This window comes from Frankia sp. BMG5.23 (assembly GCF_000685765.2).
GTDB classification, from domain to species: Bacteria; Actinomycetota; Actinomycetes; order Frankiales; family Frankiaceae; genus Frankia; species Frankia casuarinae.
In genome coordinates, this window is the sequence record NZ_JDWE01000028.1 from 38,717 (window position 1) to 61,678 (window position 22,962).

At 70.1% G+C, this 22,962-nt stretch carries 14 protein-coding genes and 2 pseudogenes; 6 read left to right on the forward strand and 10 right to left on the reverse strand.

From position 1 onward, the window contains the following. Nucleotides 1–24: 24 nt before the first annotated feature. From BMG523DRAFT_RS13925 to BMG523DRAFT_RS13935, 3 genes are all read right to left on the reverse strand, one after another. On the reverse strand, nucleotides 25–2,043 hold the full coding sequence (locus BMG523DRAFT_RS13925; protein ID WP_011438426.1) for an IucA/IucC family siderophore biosynthesis protein: 2,019 nt from the start codon (nucleotides 2,041–2,043) through the stop codon (nucleotides 25–27). Next, the gene (locus BMG523DRAFT_RS13930) at nucleotides 2,040–3,689 is read right to left on the reverse strand and encodes a pyridoxal-dependent decarboxylase (protein WP_051623876.1); all 1,650 of its coding nucleotides are present in this window, start codon (nucleotides 3,687–3,689) and stop codon (nucleotides 2,040–2,042) included. Before BMG523DRAFT_RS13930 ends, BMG523DRAFT_RS13925 begins: the two co-directional genes overlap by 4 nt. A 161-nt stretch (nucleotides 3,690–3,850) precedes the next feature. After that, nucleotides 3,851–5,458, reverse strand: a complete 1,608-nt coding sequence (locus BMG523DRAFT_RS13935; RefSeq protein ID WP_043591346.1) for a diaminobutyrate--2-oxoglutarate transaminase family protein — start codon at nucleotides 5,456–5,458, stop codon at nucleotides 3,851–3,853. Nucleotides 5,459–6,076: 618 nt separating this feature from the next. Here BMG523DRAFT_RS13935 and BMG523DRAFT_RS13940 point away from each other — a divergent pair. Both BMG523DRAFT_RS13940 and BMG523DRAFT_RS13945 read left to right on the forward strand, forming a co-directional pair. Next, nucleotides 6,077–7,495, forward strand: coding sequence for a diaminopimelate decarboxylase (locus BMG523DRAFT_RS13940; protein WP_043591347.1), 1,419 nt, complete (start codon nucleotides 6,077–6,079; stop codon nucleotides 7,493–7,495). 372 nt (nucleotides 7,496–7,867) lie between these two features. After that, complete coding sequence (locus BMG523DRAFT_RS13945; RefSeq protein WP_011438422.1) at nucleotides 7,868–8,314, forward strand: hypothetical protein; 447 nt, start codon at nucleotides 7,868–7,870, stop codon at nucleotides 8,312–8,314. Nucleotides 8,315–8,560: 246 nt separating this feature from the next. Here BMG523DRAFT_RS13945 and BMG523DRAFT_RS13950 read toward each other — a convergent pair whose 3' ends face one another. Beyond that, a complete protein-coding gene (locus tag BMG523DRAFT_RS13950; protein WP_011438421.1) occupies nucleotides 8,561–9,406 on the reverse strand; it encodes an ATP-binding protein in 846 nt (281 codons plus the stop codon). A 225-nt stretch (nucleotides 9,407–9,631) separates the two neighbouring features. Next, nucleotides 9,632–11,905: a SpoIIE family protein phosphatase gene (locus tag BMG523DRAFT_RS13955; RefSeq protein WP_232235105.1), complete on the reverse strand. Its 2,274-nt coding sequence runs from the start codon at nucleotides 11,903–11,905 to the stop codon at nucleotides 9,632–9,634. Between the two features lie 199 nt (nucleotides 11,906–12,104). On the opposite strand from BMG523DRAFT_RS13955, the gene BMG523DRAFT_RS13960 reads away from it, so the two are divergent. The 3 genes from BMG523DRAFT_RS13960 (at nucleotide 12,105) to BMG523DRAFT_RS13970 (ending at nucleotide 20,049) form a co-directional block, all read left to right on the forward strand. Continuing rightward, nucleotides 12,105–16,325 (forward strand): HAMP domain-containing protein, encoded by a 4,221-nt coding sequence (locus tag BMG523DRAFT_RS13960; RefSeq protein WP_043591349.1) that lies wholly within the window; start codon nucleotides 12,105–12,107, stop codon nucleotides 16,323–16,325. Nucleotides 16,326–16,461: 136 nt separating this feature from the next. Next, nucleotides 16,462–17,100, forward strand: coding sequence for a two-component system response regulator (locus BMG523DRAFT_RS13965; protein ID WP_023840991.1), 639 nt, complete (start codon nucleotides 16,462–16,464; stop codon nucleotides 17,098–17,100). 186 nt (nucleotides 17,101–17,286) lie between these two features. Then, entirely contained in the window at nucleotides 17,287–20,049 is a 2,763-nt protein-coding gene (locus BMG523DRAFT_RS13970; RefSeq protein WP_043591350.1) for a serine/threonine-protein kinase, read from the forward strand. Nucleotides 20,050–20,180: 131 nt separating this feature from the next. Here the strand turns inward: BMG523DRAFT_RS13970 and BMG523DRAFT_RS13975 are convergent, their stop codons facing one another. The 4 genes from BMG523DRAFT_RS13975 to BMG523DRAFT_RS13985 all read right to left on the reverse strand — a co-directional run bounded on the left by BMG523DRAFT_RS13975 (nucleotide 20,181) and on the right by BMG523DRAFT_RS13985 (nucleotide 22,466). Beyond that, nucleotides 20,181–20,873 (reverse strand): alpha-ketoglutarate-dependent dioxygenase AlkB, encoded by a 693-nt coding sequence (locus BMG523DRAFT_RS13975; RefSeq protein ID WP_011438416.1) that lies wholly within the window; start codon nucleotides 20,871–20,873, stop codon nucleotides 20,181–20,183. 202 nt (nucleotides 20,874–21,075) lie between these two features. After that, a complete protein-coding gene (locus tag BMG523DRAFT_RS13980) occupies nucleotides 21,076–21,357 on the reverse strand; it encodes a metal-sensitive transcriptional regulator (protein WP_011438415.1) in 282 nt (93 codons plus the stop codon). Nucleotides 21,358–21,748: 391 nt separating this feature from the next. After that, a complete protein-coding gene (locus BMG523DRAFT_RS25700; RefSeq protein ID WP_023840989.1) occupies nucleotides 21,749–21,892 on the reverse strand; it encodes a hypothetical protein in 144 nt (47 codons plus the stop codon). 277 nt (nucleotides 21,893–22,169) lie between these two features. Then, nucleotides 22,170–22,466 (reverse strand): hypothetical protein, encoded by a 297-nt coding sequence (locus tag BMG523DRAFT_RS13985; protein ID WP_043591359.1) that lies wholly within the window; start codon nucleotides 22,464–22,466, stop codon nucleotides 22,170–22,172. Nucleotides 22,467–22,543: 77 nt separating this feature from the next. Between BMG523DRAFT_RS13985 and BMG523DRAFT_RS27380 the strand changes: the two are divergent. After that, a pseudogene (locus tag BMG523DRAFT_RS27380) lies at nucleotides 22,544–22,726 on the forward strand (hypothetical protein); the annotation flags it as partial. A gap of 38 nt (nucleotides 22,727–22,764) precedes the next feature. Here the strand turns inward: BMG523DRAFT_RS27380 and BMG523DRAFT_RS13990 are convergent. Beyond that, nucleotides 22,765–22,962, reverse strand: a pseudogene (locus tag BMG523DRAFT_RS13990) (IS66 family transposase); the annotation flags it as partial.

Below are 22,962 nucleotides of genomic sequence, written 5' to 3' on the forward strand. Positions count from 1 at the left end.
GAGCTGTGGACGGGGCGCGGAAGGTCACGAGGCCTCCAGGAGCGGGTTGGGGATCGGCACGTACACCGACTGAGTGGCCACCGGTCCGACCAGTTCGTCCCGCCCGTCCACGCAGGTGCGCAGGTTGGCCTTGCATGGCAGGGTGGGGGAGTCGAGCAGCCTGGTGATCAGTGCTCGGCGAGCGGCGGGTGGTCGCAGCCCCCGCCCGCGTGGGCCATCCTCGTCCAGCCGATGGAGCAGGCCACGCACCCGCCCGAGCAGGCGGCGCTCGTCCGCGACACCCGCGACCCCGAGCGCGCCGGCGAGGGCGAAGACGTTGTTCACGAACAGGTAGTAGATGGTCCTCTCGGCCACCAGCGCGTCATCGAAGATCGCGTTGAGCCCGGTACCGAAGCCGGGCAGCAGCTGCTGCACCTCCGCCGTGGCGGAGGTGGCCACGTAGTAGCCCTGGCTGTCGCGGTACCAGCCGGCGATCGGCCAGCCCGCCGCGTCCAGGGTGACCAGGGTGTTCTGCAGGTGGGCCTCGACGCCGATCCCGAAATGCAGGTAGAGGTCCACCACCGGGGCGGCTACCACGGTCAGGTAACGGTCGAACCAGGCGTCGGTCAGCGTCGGGAGGGGATCGCTCAGCGAGCCAGCCAGCGTCGTGAGGATCCGGGGAAGCATCGCCGTCCGGGCCCGGCCACGGCTGTCCGTGGTCCGCTCGGGCCTGGGCGCGATGAGTGCCGCGGCGCACACCACCCGGTCGACTGACCCGAACGGATTGACCCGGACGGCGGTCTCCAGCCCGACGCCGTCCTCGTCGCGCCCTCCGTCGCGCCGCTCGCCGGACCCGATCCGCAGCGGTGTTGCGGGGCCGGTTCGGGGCCGACCCTCCCCTCCCGGTCGGGTGACGGCCACCCAACCGGGCTCCCCGATGAGGCGGAAGTTCGGATGTCGGGCGGCGAGCGCCGCGCCGAGACCGGCGTCGATCAGCCTCGCGGTCATCGCGCCGAGCCGCAGCTCGTCGAGCTGCAGCACCCGGCGCGAGTTGGTGATCCGCATCCCCAGCGAGAGCTTGAGCATCACCGGGATCTCCGGCCGCCAGACGGTACGCAGCGACGAGGTGGGATACCACCGGTGCCCGGACACCCCGAGGTCGATCAGGCGGCCGTCCGCAAGCAGCTCGGCGACCGGTTCCCGCCTGCTGACCTCGTCCGCCTGCCAGGGATGCGCGGGTACCACGACGTAACCGGCGGGAATGTCCGGGCGATCGCGTCCGCCGGTCCGAGGGGACCCCGTGAGCCCGGGTGGGCCATGTCGGTCTGGTCCGGAACCGGACGCGGCCGAGAGGTCGGACTTCGGCTCCTCGGCCCCAGCGTCTTCCCTGGCCAGATCCGCCAGCAGCCGGATCAGGCCCCGGCCGTTCGTGCCGAGGGCCTGGTCCCGCCCTCCGGAGCGGGTCGTCGTACTGCCCGAGACGGTCACCACGGAGGGATGGGCTGCGAACCAGTGCAGCGCAAAGGACCCGCCGACTTCCGGAGAGTAGGTGGCCAGTGCCTCCGGCGAAGCCCCCTGGCGACTCTTGGCCGCCGGATGGAACGGATGACCGGTGATCAGGGCCTGCTCCGCGGCGAGGAACGGGGGGATGGTGGCCGGGTCCGGCCCGGGACCGCGGGCCGCGAGGCAGCTCGCGATCCAGCCGGCGGAATCGATGATCCTTCCCAGCGCCTGGGCGCCGAGGGCCGGCGGTAGCCCATCCCGCGTGACGACCTCTCGGACGAGCAGCGCGGCGAGCAGGCCCGCGTCCACCGGGGCTGGTTCGCGGGCCGCGCAAACCAGGCGTGGTGGTCCGAACCCGTGCCATCCGGCCGGGGAGTGGTGCGTCAACGTCGCCCGAACGGACAGGCCGGATGCGGGTAGGTCGATGCCGAGCGTCCGGGCGTCTGCCGGTAACCGGACGCCTGTCTCCCGCACCCAGCACCGCAGCAGAGTCTCCGTGACGATCTCGTCCGCGATGGTCGCGTCCGCGATGGCCTCGGACTGCGGTCGATCGCCGGTCACGACCGCCGCCGGGCCCTGGTGGAACCACCGGCGGCAAGGACGTCCCCGGTCTCGGCGATCAGCCCGAGCAGCGCGTCGACGTCCGCCGTGGTGGCGTCGGGATTGAGCAGAGTCAGCTTCAGGAAGACCGCGTGACGGGGACCGAGTTGGGTGCGCCCCACGACGGCCCGGCCGGCGACGAGCAGTTCCCGGCGCAGCCGGGCGTTGATCCGGTCCACCCGGTCGGGGGAGGGCGGGCCCGCGGGGCCGGATGCGGTGGGGCCGGACGCGGTCGGATCCGAGATGGCCTGTGGCGGCCGGTAGCGGAAGACGAGGGTGCTGAGTGTTACCGGGAAGGCGAGTTCGAGACGGGGGTCGGCGCGCACCGTCCGTGCCGCGTGCTGCGCGAGATCATGGCAGGCATCCACCCGGGCGCCGAGACCGTCGCGGCCGAGGGCCCGAAGGGTGACCGCGATGGGGAAGGCGTCCGCGCGGCGGGTGGTCCGCAGCGACCGGCCCAGCAGGCTGGTGAAGCCGGCCGCCTCGTCATCCTCCGGGTTGAGGTACTCCGCCCGTGTCGCGAGGCTGGCCCAGCCGTCGTCGCGGGCGGTGAGGAAGACCCCGGCCGGCGCCGGCTGCCAGCCGAGTTTGTGCAGATCCAGTGCGACCGAATCTGCGAGGTCGAGTCCGTCCAGCAGGCCGGCCAGCCGCTCGGACAGCAACGCGCCGCCGCCGTGGGCGGCGTCCACGTGAAACCAGCAGGCCGCCCTGCCGGACCTTGCCTCCATGCCCGATGGCCTGCTCGGGTCCTGCGACCCACCTAACCGGAGGCGATGTTCCTCGACCACCGCGGCGATCTGCCGAAGCGGGTCGACCGCGCCCGCATCGGTGGTACCAGCGGTGGCCACGACGATGGCCGGCCCGGCGTGCGCGGCCAGGGCGTGACGGAGCGCCTCGACGCGCATCCGGTGCCGGTCGTCGGTCTCGATGACCAGCACCGGAGGCGCGTCGATCGCGAGCAGGGACGCCGCCCGATCAATCGAGAAGTGTGCCGCCGCCGAACGGAACACCCGAGGTGCCGGCCGGTCCGCTCCTCGGTGCCCGGGGCCTCCTTGGTGCCCGGCATCGTGACCTGGGGCGGCCGGGCCCAAAGCGTCTTGCCCGGTCGGGCCACGGCGGGCCGCGTCCCGACCGAGGAACAGGCCCATCAGGTTCGATTCGGTCCCACCGGTGGTGATCGTGCCGGTGGCCCGGTCCGGATCGAAGCCGACCAGTGCGGCCAGGGTCGCGACGACCTCGGTCTCGATCGTCGTGGCCGCGGGAGCCTGGTCCCAGGAGTCCAGGGACGGATTGAGGGCGCTCACGGCGAGGTCGGCGGCGACCGCGACCGCCAGCGGAGGGCAGTGCAAATGGGCGGCGCACCACGGGTCCGCCGGGTCCGCGGAACCGGCGGCCAGGGCTTCGACCAGGCCGGTCAGCGCGGCCGACGGGCCGATTCCGGTCCTCGGTAGCAGGGTCCCTGTACTGTCCGGGGGGGCCGGATCGGCCGGAGTCAGGCCGAGGGCAGCTCTGGTCATGGCGCGCACCACCGGTGGACCACCGGCGGGCAGCGGGCCGCCGCGGATCCGGCGGCCATCGTCGAGGGCGGCCAACGCGAGATCGACCATCGGCCGTAGCCCCGGGAGGATGGGGATCTCCCGCCTCCGTGGACCGTCCGTGGACCCCCCGTTCCTCCGCCCCCGTTCCTCCGCCGACGTGGGCTTTCCGGCTGGTGCGGACTCTCCGGCCGGCGCGGTGGCGACAGGTGTGTCAGGGCTGCGCGGGGGGATCATCCGGCGGATCCGAACCGGACGTGGGCCTGATCGGCGGGTGGGTGTCCCAAAGCCGCGTGGACGGAGAGCCTGCGGACGGCGGCATCGATGGCGTCGGCGAGGATCGCGAGGACGCGATCGCCCTCCTCATCGCTGAGGATCAGCGGTGGCAACAGCCGGACGACCGCGCCGTGCCGCCCACCGAGCTCGATGATCAGGCCGCGGCGCAGACATTCGGCACGTACCAGACCGGCGAGTCTCGCGTCGGCGGGATGCGCGCCGACGAGGTCCGGGGCTGCGGTCGGATCGACCATCTCGGCGCCGAGCATCAGCCCGCGGCCGCGTACGTCGCCCACCTGCGGCCGGTTCCGGGCGATCTCTGCCAGGCCGGTGAGTAGGCGCGTGCCGAGTCGGGCGGCGCGTTCGTCGAGACGGTCCTCTCGCACCAGGCGCAGCGTGGCATGGCCCGCGGCCATCGCCAGCTGGTTTCCACGGAAGGTGCCGGTATGTGCCCCGGGCGCCCAGGTGTCCAGCTCAGACCGGTAGGCGATGACGGCCAGTGGCAGCCCGCCGCCGATCGCCTTGGACATGACGATGATGTCGGGGGTGATGCCGCTGTGCTGCGCGGCCCAGTACTTCCCGGTGCGACCGACTCCCGTCTGGACCTCGTCCAGGATCAGTGGGATGCCGCGGCGACGGGTGATCTCGCGGATGGCGCGGAGCCAGCCGTCAGGAGCGGGAACCACCCCGCCCTCACCCTGAACCGGTTCTACGATCAGTGCCGCCGGCCTGACTACCCCTCCGGCCGGGTCATCGAGGAGACGTTCGATGTAGCGGGCGGACAACTCGGCACCGTCCGGACCGGGGGCGCGACCGGACCCCACCCCGAACGGGCACCGGTAGGGGAAGGGGAACGGCAGCCGTACGACGGATGTCGATGGCGGCAGAGGATCTTTGACGGCGACGTTCCCGGTCACGGCCAGGGCACCCGCCGTCATTCCGTGGTATCCACCGGTGAACGCGAGGATGGTCTGGTTGCCCGTCACCGTCTGCGCGAGCTTGATGGCCGCCTCGACCGCGTCGGCGCCGCTCGGGCCGCAGAAGTGCAACTTCACATCGCTCCCCATGCCGGCCGGCAGGCAGCCACGGAGTTCGTCGGTGAAGGCGTCCTTCTCGGGGGTGGCGAGGTCGAGCGTGTGCAACGGGGCGCCTCGGGCAAGCATCGATGTGATCGCCTCGGTTACCACCGGATGGTTGTGTCCCAGCGCGAGCGTTCCGGCGCCGGCCAGGCAGTCCAGGTAGCGGCGGCCATCCGCGCCGAGAACCATGGTTCCGGACGCCCGGACAGGCACGATCGGGAGGGTCCGCGCATAGGTCCGTGCCGCCGATTCGCGCTGACGCTGACGCGCGAGGATCGTGGCCGGGTTCGCGGCGTCCGTGGGTGCGGACCTGGGACCCGTGGTGGGGGCTGCAGGCGTGGACCTGGCGGCGACGGGGGTCGTGGTCGGGGGGGTCGTGGTCGCAGGGGGCGTCGTCGTGGCTCTCGTGGTTACGGAAGGCACGGTCGCGGGGGGCGCCGTGCGGCCGGCTGAGCCGCCGGCGGCGTCACGAGCGGAAACCGTCATCGCGGGCGACTCCCTTTCGCGCAGGCTGATTGAGGGAAGCCTAACTTAAGCCAGTCGCACCATGGTTGCTCCGCGCAAGGTTATGGTGGTGCCAAGCAGACGTGGTGGTCTCTTCATAGTCCGTCCGGGGGAGTCGGGTTGCGGCAGAAACATCGGCCTCAGGCTGTGGTGTTTGCGGCATGTCCACTACACGCCCGTTGATCAGAATCAGACAACCGGTTATGGCGGTGACGAACGTCCCGCGACCGTCCGGCGGCACGGAAGCCGGATGCGGTCCGTGTGATGTATCAGGCACCGTTTGCGGATCCGATCCGTGTTTCGTCGCCCCACCATCGGGCTAACCGACAGCGTCGGGTCCAGGTGGAGACCACCCATCCGAGATCACTGTCTGGACCACCCTTCTGGACCATGCGTCCGCACTCGGCAGCCCGCGCCACACGCCATCGCTCCTGTGCGCCTGGCGGCAGTGCGCCTGGCGGCAGTGCGCCTGGCGGCAGTGCGCCTGGCGGCAGAGGGGATTGTCCTGTCCCTGGCGAGGGACGCGGCTGAGCTCGGACAACTGATGGAGTCTCGGACGACTGATGGAGTGACGACTGATTGGAGTGAGGAGTCGATCTGGTGGACCTGCCGCCCTCGGCCGCGCCGCTGCGCGCCCTGCCCGCCGAAAGCCTCCCCCGTCCGGTGTTGACCGCGGTGCGTGCCTGGCCGGCCGGCGCCGGAGAGGTCAGCGCCTACTTTTACGACCCGGCGGCGGCCGCGCGGAACGCCGCGGCGCTGCGGGCCTGCCTGCCCATGTGGGCGGAGGTCTGCTACGCGGTCAAGGCCAACAGCTTTCCGCCGATACTCGACGCCCTGTTGCGTGGGACCGGTCCGGACATCCCTCGGTCGGGGCGGGAACGGAGTGACTCCAGCCCGGGCGCCACCCCGACCGACGCCAGGAGCGACGCCAGGACCGGCGCCAGCGGTCGGGGCATCGACGGTTTCGAGGTCTCCTCCGCGCACGAGGTGCGCCTGGCGCAGGCAGCGTACGGCCGGGTCGACTCCGCCCGACGTCCCCGCCTGGTCGCATCCGGACCGGGAAAGTCGATGACCCTGCTTACCGCGCTGGTCTCGGCCGACGTCGACGTCGTCAACGTCGAGAGCTTCGGCGAACTGCGCCGCCTGGACGCCGTCGCGGCCCGGCTCGGCCGTCGGGTGCGGGCGGCGGTGCGCGTCAACCCGGCCCAGGTAGGCCTGGCAGGCTCCCTCCAAATGGGCGGTCGGCCGAGTGCGTTTGGCATCCCCGAAACGGAGGTCCCCGCCGCGCTCGAACTCGCGGCGGATCTGGCCCATATCGACGTCGTCGGATTCCATGTCCACGCAGTGTCCGGCAATCTCGATGCCGCCGCCCATCTGGGCTACGTCCGGTGGTGTCTCGATTTCGCCGTCCGGACGGCTGCCGTGGCCGGGATCGAGCTGCGGATGGTCGACGTGGGCGGTGGATTCGGGGTTCCGTTCGAACCGGACCGGCGCGGTGACCGGCCCTTTGACCTAATCCGATTTGGTGAGGGACTAAGTTCGCTGCCGGTGCCGGACGGAACTCGGGTAATCTTCGAGCCGGGGCGGATGCTGGTGGCCGACTCCGGCTGGTACGCCGCCGAGGTGATCGACGTCAAACATTCCTACGGGGCGGAATTCGTGATTCTGCGTGGCGGAATTCATCATTTCGCGCTGCCGACATCGTGGGAGATCGTCCATAACTTCGCCGTCGTGGAGAGATCGGGCCGGAACGGTGGGCCGGAGCCGGAGCACACGCGGGAGGCGGTGGTCGAAGGTCGTCCGGTGACGGTGGTCGGGGAGCTGTGCACGCCGGAGGACACCCTCGCCCGTGACATCACGGTCGATCGGGTGCGGCCGGGTGACGTCGTCGTCTTCCCCATGGCGGGTGCGTACGGCTACGAGTTCGCACTGCCGGATTTCCTCGGCCACCCCCGGGCCCGGCGCATCGAGCTTCGGGGAACACGGCATGCTCCGTTCCCCACCGATCGGTCGAGCTGATCGGATACCCGGGAGAGGAATGTTCCTTCAGCACCAGGTAGCACCAGGTTCAAGCTCATCGCTCCAGCCGCCATGGCAGTTATTTCTGACATTCTAGACAATATTACTCCAAGTCGCATTTTTCGGGTTATTGACAACCTGTTGATGGGGCGATACGCAGTGTTTATCGACCTGGCGCCCAAACGGGACATTGCGGACGGCGGGGGTCGATGTGTCGTGGTTCTGGCCCGTTCGGCTGGTCAAAAGTAGGACTTCTGTCACAATGAATAGATAACTAGCAATCTATAGTGGCATTCCTATCAGATCAGCCGTGACTGCCGATCGGGAGTCACATCAGGACACGGCCGGGAGTATCGATCGGGGAGAAGACCCATGTTTTCGTACCTACATCGTCTCAGGACCATCAGCGTGCTCGGCGCGGCGACCCTTGTCGGCGGGCTGCTCGGCGGCGGTGGCTACGCCTACGCGCAGAGCGGTTTCACCGGCAACCCCTGGGTGTTCCGGGCGACCAACCAGAGCGCTGAGGGGCTTCGTATCCAGTCGACGGGCGGGCCCAACGGCCAGCTGTTCATCGTCTACGACCATCTGAACCAACCCATCTTCGCCGTCAACAAGGCCGGCGGCGCCGGCGTGTTCGGGGACAACTTCAACGTCCACCAGGGCAACGACATCCTGCATCCCTGGGTGCGGATCAGCGTCACCGATCCGCAGCCCGCCGACTGCGTGACCACGGGCCAGCTCGTCATCGGGGGCTCGACCGGTTCGGGTGGCCGCATCTGGCGGTGCGTCGTCGGGCAGGGATGGACGTCCGTCGTCTGACGGGACGTGGCCCGCGGCGGGGCGAGGCCCGCTTGGACGATCGTGACGTCACGCGGCGTCACGATTCAGTGCCGCATTGCTTTTCAAGTAGCGCACGCCCTTTTGTAACCGGCGTCACAGAACCTCTGCGCTGACCCGCTGACCCGCTGACCCGCTGAGCCGCTGAGCCGCTGATCGGGTGATTCGCCAACCATGCCGGACCCATCCGCTGCGGGGGAGGGCCGGGCGGGGAATGACGTGACGGCGTCAGGGGCCGTTGGTGATGATCGTGACGGCCGCCTCGGCGTCGTTTGGCCGGGCCGCCTCCCAACCCGCGCGTGCCGCTCCGGTGCGGCCTGATCCGGCACGGTCCGATCCCGGCCGCCTCGACAGGACCGGGAAGGGGGACATCCCGAAGGCGGACGACAGCAGGGCCGATGCGGAGGCGGCCGGGGGACGTGGCGCGGGACGGATCGGTGGGGAGTACCGGGCGGCCGGGGCAGAGCGGGTCACAGTGGTGGGTTCGGTGGGTTCGGTAGGTTCGGTGGGTTCGGCGGGTGACGACCCGTCGGCGGACGACGGCCCCTCGGGCAGCGAGGAGCTCCCGGCGCCCGGGGAGGCCGCGCCGTCGGCTTCGGGGACGGAGGCGGACCGCCGACCCACCACCGGCGCCGGCGGAACCGGCACGGGCAGGTCGAACCACAGGTACTTCCCTGACTCGACCGCCACCGTCCCCCAGCTGCCCGCCAACGTGTCGAGAACCAGCAGGCCGCGACCGCCCTCGGCGTCCGGCGCGACCTCACGCCGCTGCGGCAGAACCGTCGAGGTGTCCGACACGGACGCGTGGATCAGACCGGGCCGTATCTCGATAAGCAGCCACAGCGGCGGCTGCCCGTATTTGACCGCGTTCGTCACGAGCTCGCTGACGAGCAGCTCGGCGGTGCCGCGCAGGTCCTCGGGAAGGTCCGCCAGCCGGATGCCCTCGCGGAGCACCCTGCGGGCCTGCGGGACGGCGGAGGGCAGATAGGGGAGCTCGGCGAGTATGTGGGTTGCGGGTGGGCAACTGGACGTTGCCTGCCGTACCACATCCATCGGGACCGAAGACGCGCTCATCGACCACCAAGCCTGTGCGAGGATATCGAGGTGGCTCTACCCACTGGGTGGGGATTGAAGCCTCTGTTTCCGGATCGCACCTCTTGAGGCTATGTCGATCTGGCATCCGGTGCGGTGCCGGTGGCGCCTCCTTTCCGTGGGCCTTCGTGCCCGCGGGGCCCGGGGGGACGCCCGCGGGCGTAGCGGAGGCGCCTCGGAGGTACCCCGAAGCGTCCATCATGCCGGTCAGCCGGGCACGCGCGCCACGAGGATCGCGACATCGTCGCGCAGGTTGCCGCCGGCAAACCGCTCGGCGGCGGCCAGGACGCGATCCGCGATCCCCTGCGCTGACAGGCCTGCGCATCCCCCGATCGCGTCGAGGAGCCGGTCCTCGCCGAGCAGCTTCCCGCCATTGCGGGCCTCGATGACCCCGTCGGTGTAGAAGACCAGTGACTCGCCCGGGCGCAGGACGATCTCGAACCCCGGAAACGAGACCTCGTCGTCGTCGAGGACGCCGAGCAGGGTTCCCGGGCGACCGACGAGCGAGGCGCGCCCGTCGGCGTGCAGCACCACCGGCTGGGGATGGCCGGCGAGGAACAGCCGCAGTCGGATCCTGGTGCTGGTGCTGGTGCTGGTGCTGGTGCTGGTGCTGGTGCTGGTGCTGGTGCTGGTGCTGGTGCTGGTGCTGGTGCTGGTGCTGGTGTCGGTGTCGGTGTCGGCGGGCTCGCCCTCCGCGGGTCCGCCGGCCGGCGCCATGATCGTGGCGGCGGCCAGGGTGCAGAACCGACTCTGCCCGTTCGGATGAGACGACGCGGCGTCGCGCAGGGTCCGGTTCAACTCGAGCAGCACCTCGCCGAGCTCCGTACCCCGGCCCGTCAGCAGCCGCAGGACGGCGCGGGCCACCCCGGTCACGGTGGCGGCCTCTGCACCCTTGCCACAGACGTCGCCGATGGCGATCGTCCAGCCGAGCGGACCCCACAGCAGGTCGAAGAAGTCGCCGCCGACGTCGAGACCCGCCGACTGCGCGGCGCCGTAGGCGGAACCGAGATCCAGTCCCTCGATCATCGGCAGCTCCGGTGGGCGCAGACCCGCCTGGAGCGTGCCGGCCAGTTCCACCTGCCGGCTGTAGAGCCGGGCGTTGTCGACCGCGAAGGCGGCCCGGCGCGCGAGGTCGGCGAGCAGATCGATCTCGTCCGCGGCGAAGGCGTTGCCCTCGGGGCGGCCGAGCGCGAGCACCCCGAGTACCCGCCGCCGGGCCCGCAGCACCATCACGAGCGCCGGTCCGCCGAGCGCGGTCAGTGAACGCACTCGGTCTCCGCTCGCGGAGCGCACCGCCGCCATCAACGGGCCGTCCGGGTCGACCGCGGCAGCGGTGAGGGCGCCCGCCGCGTTCTCCTCCGCGTGTGCCGCCGCCCACAGGGCGGGATCGGCGTTCTCCCGGTGCAGGTACACCGCGCACCACTGGGCCAGCCGCGGGACCGGCAACCGCGCGAGCAGCGCCAGCGAGCGGCTCAGGTCCAGGCTGCCCGCCAGCAGATCGGACGCCTCGGCGAGGAAGGACAGCATCCCGATGCGGCGCTCCTCGGCGCGTCGCATGTCGCCGCCGCCGAGGGCCAGGGCCATCCATCGGGTCGTCAGGCGGATGCGTTCCAGGTCCAGCCCGGCCGCCGCGGCGGCATCCATCCGGCGGACGTCGCCGGGGACACCCACTCCGCCCGAATCGCTGGTGCCGCCCGAATCGCTGGTGCCGCCCGAACCACTCGGGCGGCCGCCGGCCGCCGGCCAGAGCAGCAGTTCGCCGAGGCTCTCCTGCGTCGGATCCAGCGGGAACAAGAGCGCCTCGGTAACCGGGCCGACGGCCCCGAGCGTGGCCACGGTCTCCGACCGGCCGCCGTCGCGCCCGGGACGCCGCACCAGCCCGGCGGTGACCGCGAGCGCGTCCACCAGCTGCGCGAGCAGCTCACTGACCTCGCCCTCGGCGGTGAGGGCACGGGCGGTGTCCCGGGCTATCAGCCGGACCGGACGCGGCGCCGGTACCACGGGGGCCGGTACCGGGCGGGGCGCGGGACAGGTCACAGCCACAGCGGGACTGGTCACAGCAGCGGTGGGCGAGCCGTCGCCGGCGGTTTCCAGGCGGAACCAGACGGTCTTGCCACCGCGGCCGTGCTCGGTCCCCCAGCTCGTCGCGAGCGCGTCGACGAGGGCGAGGCCGCGGCCGTCCTCGCGCAGCCCGTCGATGCCGAAGTCAGCGTCCTCGACCTTCTTTACCCGGGCCATGCCGATGCGGACCGGATGCCGGTCGGTGACCCCGACCCGCACGCCGTCACCGTCCGCGCGCACCTCCACGGTGGCCGAGGTGCCCGCGTGCACGACGACATTGGTGACCAGCTCGGTGACGAGCAGAAGCGCGGAGTCCAGCAGGTCGTCGTCCAGCTGCCCGTGCAACGCCTCGAGCAGGAAGCGCCGGGCGGCCCGGGGGGAGTCGGGCGTCGGTGGCAACGCGATGGCGCGCGCCGGCATCGTCCCACCCCCTGCTGCGCCATACATGTACTCAGTCTCTCCTGCGTTGTCCATCGTGAGGCGGATACTGGCGGCTGGTGTCACCTGTCCACCGACGCCGCCCCACGCCGGTGCCCGTGGGAGACCGCCCTTGACCCGGGCCCTCCGCCCGGCCCGGGACCCGAGACGATCGTGTCGACTGAGCTCAGGTAGGAGACCAATGAGCCCCGCATACGACCCGCAACCCTCGGCTCGTCATGATCTGGATGCACCAGGCGGTGACGCTACCGCGACCATCGTGCCCCATGCATCCCTTCCCGTGGACGACACTCGGGCGTCGCGGGCCGCCGCCGACGAGCTGATCGCGGATCTCCTGCACGGGCTGACCCGCCTGTGCGAGGGCGACTTCTCGACCCGCCTCGCGGCGCGGGACGGCTACGCCGGTGACGTGGTGCGCAAGTTCGACGAGCTGGCCGCCATCCAGGAGCGCCACGCGCGTGAGCTGGCCCGGGTCAGTAAGGTGATCCGCCGTGACGGTCGGCTCACCCTGCGGATGGAGGACCTGGGCAACCCCGGCGGCTGGTCCGACATGACGCAGGCGGTGAACTCCCTCATCGACGACCTGGCCCGGCCGACCCACGAGGTGGCGCGGGTCATAGCGGCGGTGGCCGAGGGGGACCTGTCCCAGCACATGGCGTTGGAGATCGCCGGCCAGCCGGTGCGCGGGGAGTTCCTGCGGATCGGCACCACGGTGAACACGATGGTGGACCAGTTGTCGTCGTTTGCGGACGAGGTGACCCGGGTCGCCCGTGAGGTGGGCACCGAGGGCAACCTGGGCGGGCAGGCCAAGGTCAAGGGCGTCTCGGGGGTGTGGCGGGACCTCACCGAGTCGGTGAACTCGATGGCGGGCAACCTGACCAGCCAGGTCCGTAACATCGCTCAGGTCACCACCGCGGTTGCGCAGGGTGATCTGAGTCAGAAGATCACGGTGGACGCCCGCGGTGAGATCCACGAACTGAAGTCGACCGTCAACACGATGGTCGACCAGCTCTCCGCGTTCGCCGACGAGGTCACCCGGATGGCCAAGGAGGTCGGCACCGAGGGCAAGCTAGGCGGCCAGGCGCAGGTCAAGGGCGTTTCCGGGGTCTGGCGCGACCTGACCGACTCGGTCAACGTCATGGCCGGCAACCTCACCACCCAGGTTCGCAGCATCGCCGAGGTCGCGGCGGCCGTGGCCCGCGGCGACCTCACCCGGCAGATCACCGTCGACGCCCGGGGCGAGGTCGCGGGCCTCGCGCACACCCTGAACACGATGGTGGACCAGTTGTCGTCGTTTGCGGACGAGGTGACCCGGGTCGCCTGGGAGGTGGGCACGGAGGGCAACCTGGGCGGGCAGGCGCACGTGCGGGCCGTGTCGGGGGTGTGGCGGGACCTGACGGAGTCGGTGAACTCGATGGCGGGCAACCTGACCAGTCAGGTCCGCAACATCGCGCTCGTCGCCACCGCCGTCGCCCGCGGCGACCTGTCGCAGAAGATCACCGTGGCGGCCCAGGGTGAGATCCTGGAGCTCAAGGACACCCTGAACACGATGGTGGACCAGTTGTCGTCGTTTGCGGACGAGGTGACCCGGGTCGCCCGCGAGGTGGGCACCGAGGGCAACCTGGGCGGGCAGGCGCATGTGCGCGGGGTGTCGGGGGTGTGGCGGGATCTGACGGAGTCGGTGAACTCGATGGCGGGCAACCTGACCAGTCAGGTCCGCAACATCGCGCTGGTGACCACGGCGGTGGCCCGCGGCGACCTGAGCCAGAAGATCACCGTGACCGCGCAGGGTGAGATCGCCGAGCTGAAGGACACCGTCAACACGATGGTCGACCAGCTCTCCTCGTTCGCAGCGGAGATCACCCGGGTGGGCCGGGAGGTTGGCGTCGAGGGCAAGCTCGGCGGTCAGGCCACCGTAGCCGGAGTCGCCGGAACGTGGAAGGACCTCACCGACAACGTCAACCAGCTGGCGTCCACGCTGACCATCCAGCTGCGGGCGATCGGCGACGTCTCCACCGCGGTGACCCGCGGTGACCTGACCCGGTCCATCTCGGTGGAGGCCGAGGGCGAGGTCGCCGAGCTCAAGGACAACATCAACCAGATGATCGCGCGACTGCGCGAGACCACCGAGGTCAACGCCCAGCAGGACTGGCTGAAGTCCAACCTGGCCCGGATCGGCAGCAAGATGCAGGGCCAGCGCGATCTCTACGCGGTCTGCCAGATGATCATCAGTGAGATGACGCCAGCGGTCAACGCCCAGCAGGGCACGGTCTACCTGCTCGACTTCATCGAGGGTGACAAGCTGCGCTACGTCGCCGGCTACGGCTCGGTGCCCCGGCGCCGCTCGGACGGCACCTTCCTGTTCGGCGAGGGACTCATCGGGCAGGCGGCCCTGGAACGCGACCGTATCCGAGTCGAGCACGTACCAGCCGGCTACCTCAACATCCGCAGCGGACTCGGTGAGGCGCCGCCGTGCGACCTGGTCGTCGTGCCGGTCGTGTTCGAGAACCAGGTGCTCGGCGTCATCGAGCTGGCCTCGTTCTCGCCGTTCTCCGAGCTGCACCTCACCCTGGTCGACCAGCTCGTCGACACCATCGGGGTGGTGCTGAACACGATCATGGCGAACGCGCGGACGGAGGAGCTGCTGGCCCAGTCCCAGCGGCTCACCCAGGAGCTGCGTTCGCAGTCGGTCGAGCTGCAGCGGACGAATAACGAGCTTGAGGAGAAGGCGGCGCTGCTCGAGGAGAAGAACCACGAGATCGAGCTGGCCCGCATCGGGTTGGAGGAGAAGGCCGAGCAGCTGGCGCTGTCGTCGCAGTACAAGTCGGAGTTCCTGGCGAACATGAGCCACGAGCTGCGCACGCCGCTCAACAGTCTGCTCATCCTCGCCAAGCTGCTGGCCGACAACCCGGACCGTAACCTCTCCCGCAAGCAGATCGACTTCGCCGAGACGATCCACTCCGCCGGTTCCGAGCTGCTCGAATTGATCAACGACATCCTGGACCTGTCGAAGGTCGAGGCCGGCAAGATGAACGTCGATGCGACCACCGTGCGCACGGCGGCGCTCTGCGACGCGGTCGCCGGGGTCTTCGGCCCCGTGGCGGAGGAGAAGGGCCTGTCATTCCAGGTCAACCTCGCTCCCGACGTGCCGGCCGAGTTCGTCACCGACGAGCAGCGCCTCCAGCAGGTGCTGAAGAACCTCCTGTCGAACGCGGTGAAATTCACCGACACCGGCACCGTCCGGCTGGACGTCACCGTCGCCCGGCCGGATCTGCCCTTCCTCTCGCCGAGCCTGTGTTCCGCGGGCACGGTGTTGTCGTTCGCGGTCACCGACACCGGAATCGGGGTCGCCGTCGAGAAGCTTCGGATGATCTTCGAGGCGTTCCAACAGGCGGACGGCACGACGTCGCGTCGCTACGGTGGCACCGGGCTCGGCCTGTCGATCAGCAAGGAGATCGCCCGCCTGCTGGGCGGGGCCATCGCGGTCTCCAGCGTGGTCGGCCGTGGGAGCACCTTCNCCCTTTACCTGCCGTCGGCCCCGCCGGCGCAGACGCCGCCCTTTGGGGTCACGCCGGGCGAGCCAGACAACGTTCTCATGATCGTCGATCCGTCGGGTCAGTACCTCGGGCGGCGGTCGGGTGAGGGAGTGGACGCGGAACCGGGTGGCGGACCCGCGCCGTCCGCCGGCCGCGATGCCGGGCCCGCGAACGGATGGCAGAACCCCGACGCCGACCGGTTCGGCACGGCGGCACTCGCGCCCTCGTCCCCGTCTTCGTCTTCGTCCCTGTCCCCGACCCGTTCCGGGCCCGGCGCGGGGGGAACCGCCGGGCACGGGGACGCGGGTGGGATCGGCGGCGCCCACTGGTCCGCCGCGGCCAGCGGACCGGCGGAGGGCTCGGCGGCCTTCACGTCGGGCTGGCGGCCGAGCGAGCCCGTCACGGTGGGGACTCCGTTCCTCACCGAGTCCACCGAGTCCACCGAGTCCGCCAGCCGCCCGCTGACCGAGGGATCGGAAGGATCCGATCCCCTGGTCGGCACCACGGTGCTGGTCGTCGACGACGACGTCCGCAACGTCTTCGCGCTCACCAGCGCGCTGGAGATGTACGGAATGCGGGTCCTCTACGCCGACAACGGTCATGATGCGATCCGTATGCTGCAGCAGGACACCCCGCCCGTGCACCTCGTGCTGATGGATGTGATGTTGCCGGGCATGGACGGCAACGAAACGACCTCGATGATCCGTGACATGCCGGCGTTCGCGGACCTGCCGATCCTGGTGCTGACCGCCAAGGCCATGCCGGGAGATCGGGAGAAGAGCATCACCGCCGGAGCCACCGACTACATCACCAAGCCCGTGGATCTGGAGCACCTCCTCGGGGTGATGCGGTCGTATCTGTATTGATCAGATCGCGTATGGTGCGCATTCGGGTGGCTATCGGTGGGGTGGTGAGATGCCGCCGGGAGCGATCAGTGATCATGTAGGGGTGGCGACGCCCACCACGGGTCGGCAGGGCGATCGCGAAGGAGGAGGCAGGCGGGTGACCGAGCGGACCGGCGGTTCCGTCGACGGCGAAGGTGGGCCGAGCACGGAACGGCCCCGCAGCAAGATCCTGCTGGTCGACGATCGAGCGGACAATCTGATGGCCCTGGAGGCGATTCTCGCCTCGCTGGATCAGGATCTCGTCACGGCGTCGTCGGGTGAGGAAGCTCTCAAGCGTCTTCTGGTGGACGACTTCGCGGTGATCCTGCTGGACGTCCAGATGCCGGGGATGGACGGTTTCGAGACAGCGCACCGGATCAAGCAGCGGGGGCGTACCCGAGACACTCCGATCATCTTTCTGACGGCGATCGACCGCGAGCCGCATCACGCGTTCCGCGGCTACGCTGTCGGCGCGGTCGACTACATCGCGAAGCCTTTCGACCCCTGGTTGCTCCGGGCCAAGGTCAGCGTCTTCGTCGAGCTGTTCGAGAAGAACGAGCGGCTGGCCGAACTGGTCCACCAGCGTGTTCGCGACTTTGATCTGATGACGGAGATCGCGGAGCGGCTGATCGCGTTGGACGTCCTGCTGGAGGGCAGCAGCCGCAGCTCCGCCGAGGAGACCCTGGCTGCGGCCGGGGCCGAGGTCCGCGGACTCGTCACCCGGTTGCAGCCCTTCGCCCGGCCGACGAACGCCTGATCGTCCACGCCCGTCGGCGGGCATCCGGCCTCCCGCCAACATTAGGCGGGATGGCGTGGGTGTGGGTGCTCGACCACCACAAGGGGGCGCCCGGCCCATGGCTCGCGCCGATAACATGAATTTGTCGACCAGATCCGCCGCCGTGCCGGCACGGCCGGTTTGTGCAGTCGTAGGAGGTTTCGTCGTATGGCGATATCCCGGCGCAACCTCCCTGGGCTCACCGGGACTGATCTCCAGACTATCGGTCCGTATACAGTTGAACGGAAGCTGGTCGACGCCAGGACAGGACCAGTGTTTCTTGCACGTAACGGCGAGGCGCGTCCGGTCCTCGTCAAGACGATTACTGCGCCCTTCGGGCGGGACGCAGAGTTCCGTCGGCGCCTGCGCGTCGACCTCGACAACATCCGCCGGTTGGCGCCGTCCTGCCTCGCCGCCATCCTCGACCTCGACACGGGCGCTCGCCCCCCATACGTCGTCGCGGAGTTCATCGACGCTCCGACTCTCGCCGCAACCGTCGCCGGCGGCGCAGCGTTGTCCGGACCAGACACCTACCGGCTCGCCGTCGGGCTGGCGACGGCTCTGGCCGCACTGCACGAATTGGAAATTTTCCTCGGCGACCTGAAGCCTATCAATGTGGTTCTTTCCGGGCAGGGAGTGCGGCTGGTTGACTTCGGGCTCTTCCGAGCGATGAATGCGGTAAGCATCAATAATCCGGGCGGACCGCCGTCCGGTATCGGAACACTTGCGTTCATAACGCCCGAACAGGCTCTCGGGCAGACCGCCACCGTCGCATCGGATGTCTTTACCTGGGGCGGCATGCTGTTGTTCGCCGCGACCGGCCGGCCGCCATTCGGTGCCGGAACGCCCCGGGTCCTGCTGCAGCGGGCCGTCTACGCGGAACCCGACCTGTCCGTGTTCTGCCCGGAGCTGCGAGAGCTGGTCGCGGCGGCGATGCGCAAGGACCCGAAGCGCCGGCCGGCCGCGGCCGAACTGCTCGAACAGCTGATGGCCTATCCGACACGAAGCGAGGCGGAGCCGGCGGTCGAACCCACCCGGCGTCTCGCCCTGCCGGCGGGTGCCATCGAGACGCTGGTGCCGGTGCAGACGAGGCGGACGGTCGAGTCCGAGACGAAACCGGAGGTCGTAGGCACGAGCGACCTCGCCGCTCCTGCCATCGGTGCCATCCACGGCCTCGAGATCGTGCTCGAAACCGTGACCGTGCTCGGGACCGGGCCGGCCGCGGAGATCACGGCCGTCCCGCCGGCCGCGGAGATCACGGCCGTCCCGCCGGCCGCCGCGGTCGCCCTCGGCGCCGTCCGTACCGGAGCAGAACCGCGGATGCGTCCGTCGTCTCCCGGTCCGTCGTCTCCCGGTCCGTCGTCTCCCGCTCCGTCGTCTCCCGCTCCGTCGTCTCCCGCTCCGTCGGCCGCTCTGGCCGGTGTGCCCGCCCCACTGCCCACCGCGGCCGCGAGAGCGCGCGCAAGCTACGTCCAGGAGGGCACCGGGAATGTCTCCGCCTTGTCATCACCATCGTCACCGCGGGATCACCTGGACCGCGGGTGGCTTCGACGCGTGCTCTCGATCGGCGTGGCGGTCTCGGTGCTCGTCCTCTCGACCGTTGTGATCGTCGATACGCTGCGGGAGCGCAGCGCGGCGGCCACGTCGCGTGAGGCGGCCCGTGGCGCGATGCGCCTTCTCGACCGGGAACCGGATCTCGCCGGCCAACTCGCCGTCTCGGCCTACCGCATGGCTCCGACCTCGGCTGCGGCGGAGGCGCTGGTCAATGCGAGCATCCGGCAGATCGGGCCGGCGACGGGAGCGATCCGCGATCTGCTGATCACCCCGGATGGTCGATATCTGATCATCGTCGGTGACTTCGGCGGGTCGGTGTGGAACATCATCGGCCCTGGCCGGGTGCGCTACATCACCGACCTGCCCGCGGTGGCCGCGGCCATGGGAGATCGCAGCCCCCTCGCGGCCGGGGTCGCCCCGGCGGCCGCGGTGAAGGGCCTGCTCGCCGTCGCGCTGATACCCGCATCCGGTCCGGCCACGGGTGTGCGGGCGTCCACGATCATGGTGACGGCGGGGACGGACGGGGTGATCCGGTTATGGCGGCTGGCCCAGCCCGGGTCCACGGACGACGGTGACCTTCAGTCGGCGATCAACACCGGTCAACGGGTGAGTCTGCTCGCCGAGTTGCGGGGACACACGGGTGCGGTGGCGAGCGTCGCGGTGAGCGGGGATGGTCGAACCCTGGCCTCGGCGGGCGCCGATCGCGTCGTCCGTCTCTGGGACATCGGCCATCCGCAGAATCCTCGCGCCCTCGCCGATCTGCCCCAGCCGGCGGAGGTCACCAGCCTCGCCTTCACCCCCGACGGCGACTCGCTCGCGGTCGGGGGGGTAGGCCATCTCTCCGTCTGGGATGTGACCGCTGCCGGGCAACCGCGCCGCCGGGCCCAGCTGACCGCCCCCGCCACTGTCCGCAAGCTCCTCGTCAGCCCGGACGGCCGGTGGCTCGCCGTGGCGAGTACCTCCGACGGCGGCTCGCTGACGGAGATCTATGGGCTGGACAGCCCCCGGGGACTGCACCGCCTCACCGCCATCGCGAGCCGGCCAGGCCAGGCCGGTTCGATCGCGCTCTCCGCCGACGGGCGGGTCCTCGCTGTCAGTACCCCGGCCGGTCAGGTAACGCTCTGGGACATGCGCTCACCATCCCGGCCGGTGCAGCGGGCCACCCTGCCGGTCGGCACCGCGCCGACGGCGACGGTCTTCGGACCTCTGGGACATGAGGGCGTCCTCGCAGTCGTAGCCGGTGACGCCGTCCGTCTCTGGCAGCTCGACCTGCTCGCGGCCGAGGACGAGATCTGTGCCAGGGCCGAGGGCCGCATCAATCGGGAGCAGTGGCGGACCTACCTCGGTCACCGGCACTACGACCCGCCCTGTGACTGACCCGCCCGGTGACCGGCCCGCCCGGTGACCGGCCGGGTTGGTCGCGTTCCTCGTGATGTCCGGCCTGCTGCTGGTGGTGGTGCCGCGGGTGCGGGCAGGTGAGGATGCCTCGGGGAGCCGGCAGGCGGCGGCTATCGCGAGAAGTGGCGCGCGGCGCCGTAACCGGGGCCCTGTTCCGGGCGGCCCGTCCGGGACGTCCATCGCCACTGGACCGAGATGCGTCCGGCGACGTGCTCCGGGACCCTGGGCACCGCGTGCAGCCAGTCGGCTTGGGCCCGACCTCCCAGCACGATCAGATCACCGCCGGCCGGGGAGAGGTCGCGAGCGCCGGATGCCTCCGGGTCGTTGAGGATCCGTCGGCCGGGCGGCAGGTGGCGAGACTTGATCAGGAACGGTCGCCGGGCACCGAGGGTGAGGATGGCGATCACCGTGTCGTCGAGCCAGCGCATCTCGCGGTCCCGGTGGAAGGCGACGCCGTCGGCTCCGTCCCGGTACAGCGACAGGCCAAAGCCGTCGAACTCCACGCCGTAGGTCCGCCGCAGGGTCCGGTAGGCGTCGAGCAGGGCGGGAAAGGCGACCGGCCGACCCCGCGGGATCCAGGCGCTCATCCGTGGTTCGGTGACGTGGCGTTCGTAACGCCACATGGTTCCCTGTCGCCAGGGGATCTCGGCATGCAGGGTCTCGTACAGCTGGTCGGCCTCGCGTAGCCATCCGCGCGTGACGTCGACCCAGGACCGGTCGTCCAGCCAGATCCGTTGCACCGACGCGGTGCGGTCGACCGCACCGTTGGCGGGCACCGCGGTGCCGTCGGTCTCGCTCGTCACCCGGCCGACGCTACCCGGCCGACGCCATCCGGCAGGCCCCGGTCCGGGGCCGTCCGGCGTAACCTGCGAGATCCAGGAGGCATATTCCGTGAAGGTGAACAGGCGAGGATGACCTGCGCAGCACCCGACCCGGGGACCTCGACGAACCTCGAAAGCGATGTCCGTCGTCTCACCGCAACCGCCTTCACCGCAACCGCCGTGGTCAGGACCGAACGAGCCGCGCGATCGCGGCCGACGCCTCCCGGATCTTCTCGTCGGCCACCGGACCGCCTTCGGCGGCGGCGTGCGTCACGCAGTGCGTCAGATGGTCCTCGAGGAGCCCGAGGGCGACCGACTGTAACGCCCGGGTCGTCGCCGAGACCTGGGTGAGGATGTCGATGCAGTACTTGTCCTCGGCAATCATGCGCTGTAGCCCCCGGACCTGGCCTTCGATGCGGCGAAGCCGAGCGGTGTAATCGTCCTTGGTGTTGGTGTAGCCGTGCATCCATCGCGCCTTCCCGTCCAGGTACCCCCCTACGGTACCTGGGCCGGAGCCGGTCGTCGGATTGGGATTCGGTGAGATACCGGCGCCAACCGCCGACTGGAATTCGAACCGAGGCTCCTCCCGGCGGTGACACGTCCCACAATCATCACCGTGAGTGAGAATTCTCCGCCCGTGCGGTATCAGCGGCGCGGGTCCTCCAGGACAGGCTCGGGTTGCCCGTTCACGTCCTGCCCAACTGCGCGGACGCCGCCCCGCTGGCTGGGTACCCGGCACGGATCGTTCCTGGCAAACCGCACCCGGCGCCCCATAATTGCGCCAGGAAAGTGCCGAGTGGTGCACTTTCTCGCCCTGGTGGCGGGGGCTGGTGGTGACGAGTGGGTTCGCCGCCGGATCAGCGGTCGACGTGGTGCGGTGGAAGATCGGCGAGGAGTCGTTCGATGTCCGGGTCCTCTTCCTCGGACAATGACTCGTCACCCCAACCGATCTCGCGTTCGTCGTCGAACAGCTTGTCGTCGTGCGGCTCTGTGGCCCCCATGATCTTCCCCTCGTGTGGCGCAGGTTGTTCGCAACGGAGGTCCCGGCGCGGGATACGGCCTGGTGCCGCGGTCTGGTGTCGCGATCCCGACAGTGCTTCGGGTGAATCGTTTGCAGGATTGGATGCGGGATTGGACTCCGGCCGGGTACGGGTTAGGGCCGGCCGTTGTTCGGCGGGCTGCCCGGAGTGTGCTTATTACTTCCCGATGGCCGCCGGCATGCTACCGAGCGGGCGGCCACCCGGCCACCCGGCCGCTTGGCCGCCCGCTCGCCGCCGGTCAATCTACGCCGCCGCTGCCGTCTCCGGTGGGTGCCGCCGCTAGGGCGTGCCCGATTATCTCGACGACCAGGCGCAGGGTCGCCCGGCTTCCCGCCAGGAAGGCATCCGTCTCCCGCTGGGACCAGGCAGAAGCGAGTATCCCGGGCTCCGGTACCCGGGCGGCCAGGACCGCCCGTATCGACGCCCGGTAGCGGCTCACCGTGATCGGCGGATCGCCGACCGGATCTTCGTCGTAGTCCTCGTCCCGGTCTAACAGCGCCCGGACCTCATCCAGGCGGCGCGGGGTGGGGGGCATGGTTTCCTCCTCCATCTATTTGCTACTCAGCAAATTAGACCCTAGCGAGGTTCTTGAGGAAGAGCAAAGTGGTTACGATGTTCCGCGTGGACGACGGTGAGCAGTTGGTCGGCATCGGGGACATCGCGTTCCAACTCAAGATCACTCGCCAGGCGGTGGACTACTGGACACGCAAGGACTCCCGGTTTCCGGCGCCCTTGCAGGTCATCAACGCGCCGATGGGTAGCGGTGCCAAAGGCACCCGGGTTTGGCGCAAGCGAGGTAGCTGTTCAGCTGAGGTCGAGGCTGAATGTGCTGTTCAGGCCGGGTGTGCGGCAGGTGGGAGCCACGCGCCGGTGGTGAACAGGCGGGTGAGGGCATCGAGGGTGTCGACGCCCCACTTGCTGGCGGTCGACAGGTAGGACTGCACAACGGCGAAGTCCGCGAGGCCTTGGAGCGTGCGCCAGCAGCCACCGGAGACCCGCTGCTGGATCTTGACGGGGCGGACGTCGCGTTC

Excerpts from the sequence above, each read along its gene's own strand:
- BMG523DRAFT_RS13930 (WP_051623876.1), bottom strand. The coding sequence starts at position 3,689 with ATGGTCGATCTCGCGTTGGCCGCCCTCGACGATGGCCGCCGGATCCGC.
- BMG523DRAFT_RS13935 (WP_043591346.1), bottom strand. The coding sequence starts at position 5,458 with ATGACGGTTTCCGCTCGTGACGCCGCCGGCGGCTCAGCCGGCCGCACG.
- BMG523DRAFT_RS13945 (WP_011438422.1), top strand. The coding sequence starts at position 7,868 with ATGTTTTCGTACCTACATCGTCTCAGGACCATCAGCGTGCTCGGCGCG.
- BMG523DRAFT_RS13950 (WP_011438421.1), bottom strand. The coding sequence starts at position 9,406 with ATGAGCGCGTCTTCGGTCCCGATGGATGTGGTACGGCAGGCAACGTCC.
- BMG523DRAFT_RS13955 (WP_232235105.1), bottom strand. The coding sequence starts at position 11,905 with ATGCCGGCGCGCGCCATCGCGTTGCCACCGACGCCCGACTCCCCCCGG.
- BMG523DRAFT_RS13970 (WP_043591350.1), top strand. The coding sequence starts at position 17,287 with ATGGCGATATCCCGGCGCAACCTCCCTGGGCTCACCGGGACTGATCTC.
- BMG523DRAFT_RS13980 (WP_011438415.1), bottom strand. The coding sequence starts at position 21,357 with ATGCACGGCTACACCAACACCAAGGACGATTACACCGCTCGGCTTCGC.
- BMG523DRAFT_RS25700 (WP_023840989.1), bottom strand. The coding sequence starts at position 21,892 with ATGGGGGCCACAGAGCCGCACGACGACAAGCTGTTCGACGACGAACGC.
- BMG523DRAFT_RS13985 (WP_043591359.1), bottom strand. The coding sequence starts at position 22,466 with ATGCCCCCCACCCCGCGCCGCCTGGATGAGGTCCGGGCGCTGTTAGAC.